The sequence below is a fragment of the Enterobacter cloacae complex sp. 372C4 genome (assembly GCF_050030615.1).
Taxonomy (GTDB): Bacteria; Pseudomonadota; Gammaproteobacteria; order Enterobacterales; family Enterobacteriaceae; genus Enterobacter; species Enterobacter intestinihominis.
In genome coordinates this window covers 1,070,633-1,082,678 of sequence record NZ_JBLGUQ010000001.1, presented here as the reverse complement: position 1 = coordinate 1,082,678, position 12,046 = coordinate 1,070,633, and the positions used below count along the sequence as shown (strand labels likewise).

General features: G+C 53.4%; 8 protein-coding genes, 1 tRNA gene and 1 pseudogene. 5 read left to right on the top strand and 5 right to left on the bottom strand.

What is annotated here, in order from left to right; all coding sequences use genetic code 11:
• The first annotated feature begins 91 nt into the window (after positions 1-91).
• Complete coding sequence (locus ACQG11_RS05180; protein ID WP_045308383.1) at positions 92-619, top strand: helix-turn-helix transcriptional regulator; 528 nt, start codon at positions 92-94, stop codon at positions 617-619.
• 61 nt (positions 620-680) lie between these two features.
• On the opposite strand, the gene ACQG11_RS05175 is transcribed toward ACQG11_RS05180, so the two are convergent.
• Positions 681-3,758: an autotransporter domain-containing protein gene (locus tag ACQG11_RS05175; protein ID WP_426728223.1), complete on the bottom strand. Its 3,078-nt coding sequence runs from the start codon at positions 3,756-3,758 to the stop codon at positions 681-683.
• 114 nt (positions 3,759-3,872) lie between these two features.
• Positions 3,873-4,187, bottom strand: coding sequence for a lipoprotein (locus ACQG11_RS05170; RefSeq protein WP_003862457.1), 315 nt, complete (start codon positions 4,185-4,187; stop codon positions 3,873-3,875).
• 175 nt (positions 4,188-4,362) lie between these two features.
• Between ACQG11_RS05170 and ACQG11_RS05165 the strand changes: the two genes are divergently transcribed.
• The 3 genes from ACQG11_RS05165 (at position 4,363) to ACQG11_RS05155 (ending at position 7,507) form a co-directional block, all read left to right on the top strand.
• Entirely contained in the window at positions 4,363-4,995 is a 633-nt protein-coding gene (locus tag ACQG11_RS05165) for a response regulator transcription factor (RefSeq protein WP_003862456.1), read from the top strand.
• Positions 4,992-6,791, top strand: a complete 1,800-nt coding sequence (locus ACQG11_RS05160; protein WP_426728222.1) for an ATP-binding protein — start codon at positions 4,992-4,994, stop codon at positions 6,789-6,791. Before ACQG11_RS05165 ends, ACQG11_RS05160 begins: the two co-directional genes overlap by 4 nt.
• Before the next feature lie 389 nt (positions 6,792-7,180).
• Entirely contained in the window at positions 7,181-7,507 is a 327-nt protein-coding gene (locus tag ACQG11_RS05155; RefSeq protein WP_023298582.1) for a hypothetical protein, read from the top strand.
• Here the strand turns inward: ACQG11_RS05155 and ACQG11_RS05150 are convergent.
• From ACQG11_RS05150 to ACQG11_RS05140, 3 genes and pseudogenes are all read right to left on the bottom strand, one after another.
• Positions 7,485-8,241, bottom strand: a pseudogene (locus ACQG11_RS05150) (DUF4225 domain-containing protein). The gene ACQG11_RS05155 and the pseudogene ACQG11_RS05150 sit on opposite strands and share 23 nt — an antisense overlap.
• 584 nt (positions 8,242-8,825) lie before the next feature.
• Positions 8,826-8,901 (bottom strand) — tRNA-Phe (locus ACQG11_RS05145).
• A 95-nt stretch (positions 8,902-8,996) separates the two neighbouring features.
• Positions 8,997-9,710 (bottom strand): DUF554 domain-containing protein, encoded by a 714-nt coding sequence (locus ACQG11_RS05140; protein ID WP_426728221.1) that lies wholly within the window; start codon positions 9,708-9,710, stop codon positions 8,997-8,999.
• Positions 9,711-9,891: 181 nt separating this feature from the next.
• On the opposite strand from ACQG11_RS05140, the gene ACQG11_RS05135 reads away from it, so the two are divergent.
• The gene (locus ACQG11_RS05135; RefSeq protein ID WP_022649374.1) at positions 9,892-12,027 is read left to right on the top strand and encodes an ornithine decarboxylase; all 2,136 of its coding nucleotides are present in this window, start codon (positions 9,892-9,894) and stop codon (positions 12,025-12,027) included.
• Positions 12,028-12,046: the final 19 nt, after the last annotated feature.

Below are 12,046 nucleotides of genomic sequence, written 5' to 3'. Positions count from 1 at the left end.
CTTAAGAGGCGGGCTTGCTTTAATCTAAAAGGGATGATTAGTGGCGACTTCAATAGTGTTAGTGACTCAGGATTGTTTCCTTGTCAGGGGGATGCGGCTATTTTTCCCGGATATAATTTGCCTCTGTTCGATAGACAGAAACATATTTGATACCGACGCAAATGAATATACTGTACTGATTGATAGCCGTACGCCGCTCCGTTTATATGATTACCTGATACGCCATCCGGCCAGAACGAGAAAAACCATCTGCTGCGTTATGCTGGATATGCGCCCTCGAGAGGAGGATCTGCACAGTATGAAGCTGTTTATGAACACGTCGCTTACGCCTCCGGATATGGCGTCGTTATTCAATCTGGTGCTTGATATGAAAGGCTGGCGTCTGACAACCAAATGGCTGCTTAACTTACGGCTGAGTAGACATGAAGCGATAATGCTCCGGTTGCTGAAGGCAGGGAGGTCAATGGAAGAGATTGCAGATAAGCTGAATATGTCGGTTAAAAGCCTCTATCGCAAGCGAACGGCGCTATCGGAGCGGTTAGGGGCAGGGAACTTCAACGAGGCGTGTTTGTTTATCTTTAAAAACAAACTGCTGGACGCGGCTGGGAACGATCCCTAGCTTCGTCAGAAGCCAAAAGCACAAACCCGCCACGAGGGCGGGTTCTTTTAATGGAAATAATTCAGAACGACCAGCGCAGATTGGCGTTAACAGAGTTGACGCGGGTATCCGCACCATATTGTCCCTGATAACCCACATCCAGCGTCGCAGCACGCGACAGCTGTACGCTCACGCCGATATCACCCACCATTACGTCCTCATCCACGGCTTGCCCCTGAGTAATGAACGCGTCGCTGCCCGCAAACGCCATGCGCGAAGAGGTATTCTTATCGCCATAAGCGTGCTGCCAGCCCAGCGAACCGTAGAGGTTAACGTTCTTCGGCAGCTCGGTCACACCGCGCACCCCGAGTGTGGAATAGAAGGTGTTCATCGTTTCGTTACGGACGCTCAGCGCAGCGGCACCGCCGTCTTCCCTGAAGCTGTCGGTATGCAGCCGGATGTACGATAAATTGACGAACGGCTCAATATTCCTGTCTGGCTGGCCGAAACGGTAGCCCGCTTCGGTAAACGCCAGCAGCGAGTTAGCGTCATAATCTGACTTCAGCCGATCCGAGAAGCCGCTGAAATCAACATTGCGCTCGCCCTGGATCTTGTGCCAGGTGTAACCCATCGCGCCGCGAAGGGAGAACGCATCCTGTTGACCCGCCGCATACAGGCCAAGGTGATAGTTGTCGGTATCCGTTGAGGAGCGACGGCTGTCGACGTCGTAATCACCCCGGCTGTAGCCGAAGTAGCCGCCGACACGCACGTTATGGTCCGCCAGCTTGCGATCTGCCCCCAGCAGGAAGCCGGTGGTGTTGCCGTCCAGCTTGCCCACGTTTCCGTCGCCGCTGTTTCGGCTCCAGGAGCTGAAGGTCTGGCCCCAGACGCCATTGTTTTGCGGCTCCGGCTGCTGCACCAGCGACATGGCTAACGGTGGGATCGGCAGGCTGTCGTTATCAAACGCGCGCTGCATACGCTGGTTTAACACGTTAAACACCTGCGTGCTGCCAGCGATCAGGTTGGACTGCATTGATGGATAAACTTCGCCAGACAGCTGGTTGAACGCCTCGCGCGCTTCCGGCGCACTCAGCAGCAACAGCGAGTTATACAGCGCCAGCGACGGGCCGCTTTGCGTCAGCGTGGAGAGCGCGCCAGCGGTATTCCACTGGTTGCTGCTTTGGGCCACGGTCTGGAAAATGCCCGGCTTGCCGCTGCCCGGGTTTTCGCCGCCAGGATTCTCACCGCCCGGGTTTTCGCCGCCAGGATTCTCACCGCCCGGGTTTTCACCTCCGGGGTTTTCACCGCCCGGGTTCTCGCCTCCGGGATTTTCACCGCCCGGGTTCTCGCCTCCGGGATTTTCACCGCCCGGGTTCTCGCCCCCAGGATTTTCGCCTCCGGTCTCTTTCTGCGCGATGGTCAGATCGACGGCGTTGGTGCTTTGCTCAAGCGCCACGTTCAGGAAGGCGGATTTGGAAATCGCTCCGGCGAACTCACCGTCAATTCCCCCGTCGGAGGTCAAAATGCGGTAGCTTTGGCCCGTTTTATAGCTGGTTTGCGGATCCAGCGCGGTGACCTGTACCTTAGCCCGATCGCTGATGGTGGTTTTGCCCGATACCAGTAGCTGGTCGCTGCTGCCATCGCCCGCGATATCCACGTCATAGAAGGATTCGCCGATAAAGTTCAGATAGCGTTTCAGCGTCAACGTACCGATATTGCCGTCGCCAGGCGAGATATGCCCGCCAGACAGGATCTCGGTCTGGCCCAGCGTGCCGTTGCCGCCCAGCGTGCCGCCGGACTTGATTGACGCGGCGCTGCTGTAACCGACCCCGTCGCTGACGTCTGAACCCGCCGTCGCGTTGAGGATTAGCGTACCGCCGTTTTCGGCGCTAAGGGTCTGAACATCAAAAATATCGTCTTCTGGCTGGGTATTAATATTGCTGGCAATGATGACTTTACCGCCCCGCGCGGTTACGTTCGCCTTGAGTGCGGAAAGATCGCCGTTCAGCGTCGTTTGCCCGGAGGTGTTGATCACATCACCTTCACCGCTCATCGTGTTGCTGAAGATGTAATTTCCGTCGGTATGGTTGAAGTAGACATAGCTGCCGAACAGTCCGCCACGCAGGCTGATTGCCGTCTTCGCATCGAGGGTACCTGCGCCGCCCGCCGTGCCAGGTGTTGGCTCAGTTAAACCCGTGCCGGTGTCCATATTGCCGCGGCTGCCGATGATGAGCGCACCCCGGTTCGAGCCGGAACCCGATGTCCCCACGATCAGCGCATTGCTGCCAGCGGAAAATGAACCGCCGTCAATCACAGACAGCACGCCATTGCCGTAATCGCCCACGCTCACGCTGCTGCCGCTGGTAAAGCGCGAGTCCTTGCCCGCAATAACCAACTCGGCGGTTTTCCCTGCGCCGGAGACGCCCGCCACCTGCACGCCGCCAACGTTAACCGCTCCGCCGTCCAGTACGTCCAGGTCGCCATTAAGCGTTAACGTACGGCCAACGTTCCACTGTGAGCCGCTCCCGGTGACGGTGGCTTTCGGGCTCAGCGTGTCGGTTTCACCCGGCCCGGTACCATTCCCGATGCGCGCATCGTAGGCGGTATTGAGCGCCGCGCCGTCCTCAATTGCCAGCGTGGAGCGTGCGCCCAGATCGGTGCCTACGCTCAGAAAATTACTGGTCACGCGAGAGCCGGCACCCGTGGCGATAAGGTGGCTGTCGTAGCCCCGGGTGGTGCCGACAACAATCTCCTTTGCGCTTGCCAGCGCGCCCTCTTCGACTCGCAGGGTGCCGAGGCCAAGATTCAGGTCGCCGCGCAGAACGTACCGATCGTTCACCGCGTTAAGCTCAGCGTCTGGCCCACGGACCGTGACCACGCTTTCATAAATTTTGCCGTCGAACAGCCGACCGATATTGATGTTATAGGCGGTGATTTTGCCATTATCGATCAGCAGGTTTCCGCGTTGATTACGTCCAACATAAACATCTCCGGTGTAACCCAGCGTTTCGGTAATACGCGAGTCGCCATCAAAAAAGGCATCGGCTGCACGCGCGATATCGGCAGGTAAAAACAGTAACAGCGGCGCGGAAAATAGAGCGAGGTAAAGTCTGGAAAGCGGCGTCTTAACCGCTAAAGCATGCGATGTAGAGTTATTCACGGGCTATCTCCGTACTCATTAGCGTGATGTCTGGAAAATCGTTTTTATGAAAAATCAGATACGTCAGAAAATGTAAAAGGCGTTATTTATGTACGCCTTTTGATGCGGCGTTAATTATTTATGTGTGACAACAGGTGTACAGGTTGGCGCGCTTAGCGTCGGTGCGGATCCTAAAATCCCCGGCATCATCATTGATGAACAATCGAAAATACGCCCTTTTTCTGTCGTGGCGCGATAAGACAGTTTTTGTCCTCCCAGTGCGTCCGGCTGGGCGCCATTAACGTTGGTCACGGTTATTTCATCCGATGAGCCCAGTCCCAGCATTTTAGCGGTCTCCGCTTGCAGGAGTGGAATAGCCTGATCGGTTTTCAACGTGGAACAACCGGCTAGCATCAACGTAACGGTTAAAACGATTAGTGGTTTTTTCATAAATTATCCTTGATATCCAACCAGTTAATTTCACTGATTGTATTTATGTTTTCTTTTACCCAAATCAGCGAATAATATATTTCTCTTTCCTAATCGAAAAAACCCTCCTAAAGTAGGGTGGGTAGATAATAATTCATCTGTACTCTAAGATATGCGAAGGTAAAAGGAGGCTCCTTTGGGACAGAATTATGCGTTAGTCGTTGATGACCATCCATTGGTAGCAAGCGGCATCGCCAATTTTCTGATTACACATTGCCAGTTTAAACAGGCGTGTGTGGTGACGAATGAGGATGATTGCTACCGCCAAATTAGGGATCATGGCCCGCCACGTTTGCTGGTAATCGATTTTTGGCTCTCTTCCGGAACGGCCCTGAAATTACTCAAAGAAGTAAAACAACTTTACCCACAGGTACGACTCCTGGTGGTCAGCGGGGATGACAATAATGACATCTGGCGCAAAGTTAATGCCGCCGGGGGACACGGTTTTGTATTGAAAAGCGAGCCACCTGAGATGTTCTCGCGGGCCGTTTTCGCACTCACTGATAATCAGACCTGGTTTCCTGAGGGAAACGAAATTTCCGTTAAGGCAAATAATGAGAAGTTAAGTAAATTTAACTTAACGCCGCGACAAATAGACGTATTAAATATGATTATGCGCGGCCTGCCAAATAAACGAATCGCCGCACAGCTTTCAATTTCTGAGCCCACAGTCAAAGAACACATCAGCAATATATTGAAAAAGATAGGTGTTAACAGCCGGGTCGAAGCCATCACGCTTCTGCACGGCAAGCAGGAACCGTCGGAATGAGGTTTTTCCAGAGCTTACAAAACGAAGGTATATCTGCTCCGGCGCAGATCCGTTTGCTAAACAACACCTTTCTGCGGCTGGTATTTAGCTTTAGTGCTGTGCCCTTTGTGGGTATTCCTTTCGCCATCTGGATTTATATGCTTGGGGACGACCTCGGCCCAACGATTATCTGGATAATTATTTATCTGCTATGTGCCGTGGCGATAAGACTATTGCACCGACGCTATCAGCGTGAAGCGAAAGAAAACGGTGAAAGGGACGTCCTGCGACGCTGGCTTCCGCGTATTAATAATATCGCCTTTATTCACGGGCTGGGCATTTCTTCACTCTATTTAATTACTCCACAGACGCAGAATTTTGACTTTTTCCTGTTACTTAATATCAGCATCGCCGCTATCGTCGCCGCCAATGCGACGCATCTGACGCCGGTCATCAGCACCTTTACGCGCTTTTTCTTCGCCTCCTGGGGGGTGCTGAACCTCGGTATTATCTGGCGGCTGGATGAGTTGATGTTCATCGTGCTCATGCTGAATCTGCTTTACGGCTTCGCAATTTACCGCCATGCGTTAACTTCCCATGCGTTCTTTATTCAGCAGGCACTGCTTGAGGAAAAAAGCTCACGCCTGGCGGAACAGTTTCGTCAGGCCAAAGAGGACGCGGAGCAGGCACTGCTGGATAAAAATCAGTTTCTGACAACCGCCAGCCACGATCTGCGCCAGCCCGTACACGCTATGGGCTTTCTGATCGAAGCCATCCTCCACCGAAACCGGGACGACAGCCTGACGCCACAGCTTCTTGACCTGCAGCAGAGCGTTCGCTCGGTACATTTAATGCTCAACTCTCTGCTCGATCTCAGCAAAATAGAATCCGGGAATGTCCTCTCTGTCCCGACCAAAGTGGATATCGGTGCTCTGCTCGACTCGGTCATCACGCTGTTTCGCGAAGAGGCCAACAGCCGCGCGCTTAGGCTGTGCATTCGGCGGCCTAAACGCCGTATCTACGTGATGGGCGATTCGCTGCTGGTGCGACAGTCCCTGATTAACCTGATTCAAAACGCCCTTCGTTACACGCTCCAGGGCGGGGTGCTGGTCGCCATCCGACCGCGCGGTGACGAGTGTATGGTGGAGGTGTGGGACACGGGAGTCGGTATCGCCGATGAAGAGAAGGGCAAAATCTTCTCACCTTACTACCGCCCCGAGCTGGCATGGAAGATCGACAGCGCCGGACACGGGCTGGGACTGGCCGTAGTGGCCCGTTGTGCCAAGCTGATGAAGGTGAAATACGGGATGCAATCCATTGAAGGTAAAGGCTCACGCTTCTGGATGCGCTTCACCCAATATGCTGGCGAAGATAGCGCCCTGGATATCCCGCCCGCCGCTGACAACACCGCCACGCCGGTACGCTATGCGCCCCTGCACGGTTCCTGCCTGGTCGTCGATGACGACCCGCTGGTGACGTCTGCCTGGGAGAGCCTGATGAACATCTGGGGAATCGACGTACGCTGTGCGGCCTCGGCTGAAGAAGCGTTTGCCATAATCGACGACGGCTTTACGCCGTTCGCCGTGCTGTGCGACCAGCGTCTGCGATCCGGCGAAAGCGGCTTCGATATCCTGAAAGCGCTTTTTGACCGTCTGCCGGATATGAGCGGCGCGATAGTCAGTGGCGAATTTAATTCACCGGTTCTGCTGGAGGCGGAGCAGGAGGGGTATCTGGTGCTCCGCAAGCCTCTCGAGCCAGCTAATCTGTATGCGCTGCTGACGCAGTGGTCGGGGTGTCGTGGATACGGGAATAGATAATAGCAGCATTGCGCTTCACTGTAGGGCCAGATAGTACGCGGTGTCCTGCTGTGATGCCAATGTGTCGGTATGGTTGAGCCGCTGAGGGAGGATTTCGCGGGCCTGATTAATGATTTCATCGTGCATGATTCAGCCTCCTGTGGTGATCTGCATGTTGCTTCTACCGGGCAGGGCGGGAGATGTTGGAAACGGCCCCGAAGGAGTCATTAGAGTTTCTACCAGCGAAGTTCCGCAGTGGGCAATAATGTCAGTTTTCGAGCGTATACTCTAAGATATCTTCAACTCGTTGATATATATAAATTTGACGAATATCGTCAGGTAGCGATTTATCCGCAAAATTAAGTTAAACTTCGTCACAGGTTTCAGTGAGTTATGGGACGGATAATAGAATGACCAGCGAAGAGGCACTTTTAAAATCAGGTTTTAGCAAACGAGATCTTCAAAAGTTAAAAAACAATATTGAAAATTACGGTGGTTCGTTTGATAGCGTAACTCATGATCTGGCCAATCGTTTTAAGGCTATGAAGTGGATAACTATTATTGCCTTCATCATACTGGCTTTAACTCTTTTACTTGCATCCAAGGATACAAGCCTGACACTTGCGCTCACATTATTGATTGTACTACCTTTCATCTGGTATATAACGCCAGCAAAACTTGGCTACAAATCCTGGCGTTATCGTAAAATGCTGACTAATTCTGGGACGGGTCGCTGACGGACAACAGATCAAAAATAATCTTAGCTTTCACGCCATAACCCGCTATTTTCATTGTAAGCTGCGGGCGGCTCAGTGTGCTCACCTTTCGGTAATAGTCAGCAGGGAGATAACGAAACAGTCGCCAGGTACCAGGTCGCCGTAACAAGCCAAAAATGGTGTACGCATTAGCGGCCAGTGAAATTGATTTGTAGACACCTAACCCATTCTCACGACTAAAGCCCATAAACTCAGCTGTAGACATCGCGGCATTCGCGACCAGCCCTTCACTGGTAGTGTTGTTAGTTGCGTAGCGAGCCACTTCTTTACTGATGCTGTTTGTCCCGTCAGTAACCAGAATCGCACCAGCAAGAACCCCGAGAGGGGTCATAGTGCCTATGAGGGTAAATCCTGCGGCTATTTCAGCACCGGCCAGGACAACACTAACAGCCGAGATCACATACCCAACAATTTTGTTATTCTCTCGGATAAAACTCGACTTTAGCGTAAAGCTTCGCTGCCTTCGTTCTTAATAAACGCGCTTGTTCCAGCAGGTTACTGTTTTCTTCTCTGAGAATTTTAACGCATTCCATGCATTCTTCATCTGATTTAGCCCGACGAGCTAACGTAAACTGATGTTCTATGAGGTCCCGAATTTCCTGAACAAACTTCATTCGAGTCAAACTATCGCTGAGATGAAAAGCCGACAGAGTGTTGGCTGTATTTACCAGTTTCCTGGCTTCCATATTCACCATAGTTTCCGCTCAGGCTTTATTTCTTCCATCTGAGCGCATCATGTTAAGTAATGCTGCATCCATTGTAGTTCCTCTCAATTGCTTTACCGGCCTCTGCTTAGACTGATAAATGCCCCCATGACAGCCATGCGTGCCAACGCACACACAATATAGTAGCAATGTGGTTACGGTGTCTGAAGTAGAAGTCGCTTTTTACAGCTTCGTTCCTCGGCCTACTTTACTGCGGTTAGCCAGGGCCTGTTCCAGCAGTGTACGGAACGCCGAAAGGTCACTTTTCAGGATGTCCCGGATGGATTTACCACCGATGAATCTAATAAAACAGTTAGCCGATGGGGGGTAATCACGGATACGTGATGCCGCTCTGTCGGGCTCTGTCCAATTGATATGTGCATTTGTAATGCTCAAATAGATCGGTGAAGGTCAGGTTTTTATGCTTCTGTGTGGCGGTAAAGGCGGTAAACAACGCCAGTTGTACCACCGGGAAGCGGGGCCGGAGGAGAGATAAGGGCGGTAACTACTGTTCAAACAACGAGTTGCTGACTCAGAAAGCAAAAACCCCCGCCGAAGCGAGGGTTATAAATAAGTGGTGCCCGGACTCGGAATCGAACCAAGGACACGGGGATTTTCAATCCCCTGCTCTACCGACTGAGCTATCCGGGCAACGGGGCGCATTAAACCCGATCCGCCCTCCGACGTCAACGAAATTTGTTGTTTTCGGTGCAGACTGCACACTCTCTCACCATTTCGTCGCAAACTTAAGCGAAAAAGTGCGTCCAGAGCGCGGAAAGCGGCATCGCGAGCAGCAGGGCAGGGAGCATGTTCACCACTGCAAACATCTTGATGCCACAGATGCGCAGCCCTGTCGCCAGCAGCAGCAGGCCGCCGACGGCGGTAAAGTCCGCCATCATCGCAGGCGTCGTCAGCGGCAGGATCAGCGTGGCGCAGGTGACCAGCGCCAGCTGAATAAGCAGCATCGGTACACAAATCGCCGCCACGGCGATGCCGAGGGTGGTGGCAAAGATGGTGGCAGTAAAGAAATCCAGAAACGCTTTCGCAATCAATATGCTGGGATCGCCGGTCATCCCTTCCTGCATCGAACCGAATATCCCCGTGCCGCTGGCGCAGAACAGAATAATGATCGCAACGTAGTTCTGAATAAACGACTCGTGCGTGCCGTGCTTTGCCTTGCCCGGTCGGGCAATCAGATTTTTGGCTTTGCCTACCGCGTGATTAATGCCTTTTTCCAGATAGCAAAACTCGCCGATCAGCGCGCCGAGCAGTGTCGCCAGTACCATCACCGGCAGGTTGGCGCATTTCACCACTAAAAGGATACCAATCCCTAACGACGCCAGGCCAAAAATGGAGGGCATGGAGACGCGAATACGCTCCGGCAACCGCTGGCTTAATACTGCCCCAAGTACACCGCCCAGCAATACGGCTCCCGCATTGATAAAGGGTCCAATCACCACGTTTAACTCCTGTTATTTAAGCACTGGCATTGCATGATTATGGCACGTCCGTCCCTGATTATGCTTAGCTTTGGGAGGCGTAACGCATACTGATTCCTTCTTGCACCTGAAAATAAAAGGTGACATGATTGCGCGAATTTTCTCCTTCCTGTCTCACCGTTCGGTGAGGGTATTTGCGCTTATGAAAACCATGAAAATTGCCGTCAGCCGTGAGCTGGTATCCAAAGTTTCTACGCATCGCGAAAAGGTTATGCTGGATAACACCGATTTCACCGATGTGGCGGCAGTCGTCATTACGGTTGTTGAAAGCTACAGCGGCATTCTTGCGTTGCTGAAGCGTACGGGCTTTCAGCTACCGGTATTTATGTTCTCAACAGAGCCAGGAGAGGTGCCAGAGGGTGTCACGGCGATCATCTCGGGTAAAGCACAAGAATTGCTGGAACTGGAATCTGCCGCCTGCCGGTATGAAGAGAACCTGCTGCCACCCTTTTTTGACACCCTGAGCCAGTATGTGGCGATGGGAAACAGCACCTTTGCCTGTCCGGGTCACCAGCACGGCGCCTTTTTCAAAAAACATCCCGCCGGGCGGCAGTTTTACGACTTCTTCGGTGAAAACGTGTTTCGTGCCGATATGTGCAATGCCGACGTGAAGCTCGGTGATTTGCTGATCCACGAAGGTTCTGCCAAGCACGCGCAAAAGTTCGCGGCGAAAGTGTTCAACGCGGATAAAACCTACTTCGTGCTGAACGGCACGTCGGCGGCCAATAAAGTGGTGACCAATGCGCTGCTGACCCGTGGCGATCTGGTGCTGTTCGATCGTAACAACCATAAGTCCAACCATCATGGGGCGCTGATCCAGGCCGGGGCAACGCCTGTCTATCTTGAGGCAGCCCGTAATCCGTTTGGTTTTATCGGCGGGATCGATGAACACTGCTTTGATGAGGCCTGGCTGCGGGAACTGATCCGTGACGTCGCGCCGCAGAAAGCCGCCGAGGCGCGCCCGTTCCGTCTGGCGATCATTCAGCTCGGCACCTACGACGGCACGATCTACAACGCCCGTCAGGTGATCGACAAGATCGGTCACCTTTGCGACTACATCCTCTTTGACTCCGCCTGGGTCGGCTACGAGCAATTTATCCCGATGATGGCGGAAACGTCTCCGCTTCTGCTGGAACTGAACGAGAACGATCCGGGAATTTTCGTGACCCAGTCGGTCCACAAACAGCAGGCCGGGTTCTCGCAAACCTCACAGATCCATAAAAAGGATAACCATATTCGCGGTCAGTCGCGCTTCTGCCCGCACAAGCGGCTGAACAATGCGTTCATGCTGCATGCCTCCACCAGCCCGTTTTACCCGCTGTTTGCGGCGCTGGACGTGAACGCCAAGATCCACGAGGGTGAGAGCGGACGCAGGTTGTGGGCTGAGTGCGTCGAGCTGGGCATTGAAGCGCGCAAAGCCATTATCGCCAACTGCAATATGATCAAACCCTTTATCCCACCGGTGGTGGCGGGGCGGCCATGGCAGGATCACCCCACGCAGGCTATCGCCAGCGAGCGTCGCTTCTTTAGTTTTGAACCGGGTGCAAAATGGCACGGTTTTGAAGGCTATGCCCGCGAGCAGTATTTCGTCGATCCGTGCAAGCTGCTGCTGACCACGCCGGGCATTGATGCGGAAACAGGGCACTATACCGATTTCGGCATTCCGGCGACCATTCTCGCCCACTACCTGCGCGAAAACGGCATTGTGCCGGAGAAGTGCGATCTCAACTCCATCCTGTTCCTGCTGACGCCAGCCGAGAGCGCGGAGAAGCTAATGCAACTGGTGGCGATGCTGGGGCAGTTTGAACAGCATATTGAAGACGATACGCCGCTCGTGGATGTGCTGCCGACCATCTATCAGAAATACCCGGTGCGTTACCGCGACTATACGATCCGTCAGCTGTGCCAGGAGATGCACGATCTCTACGTCAGCTTTAACGTGAAGGATTTACAGAAGGCGATGTTCCGTCAGGAGAGCCTGCCTGCCGTGGTGATGAACCCGCAGGATGCCAACCAGGAGTACATTCGCGGGAACGTCGAACTGGTGCGTATTCGTGACGCCGAAGGACGCATTGCCGCCGAAGGTGCGCTGCCATACCCGCCGGGCGTGCTGTGCGTGGTACCGGGGGAAGTCTGGGGTGGAGCAGTACAGCGCTACTTCCTGGCGCTGGAAGAGGGCATTAATATGCTGCCGGGTTTCTCGCCAGAGTTGCAGGGCGTTTACAGCGAGAAGGATGCCGACGGGATCAAGCGACTGTATGGGTACGTGTTAAAGTAGGGCCCCTCACCCTAACCCT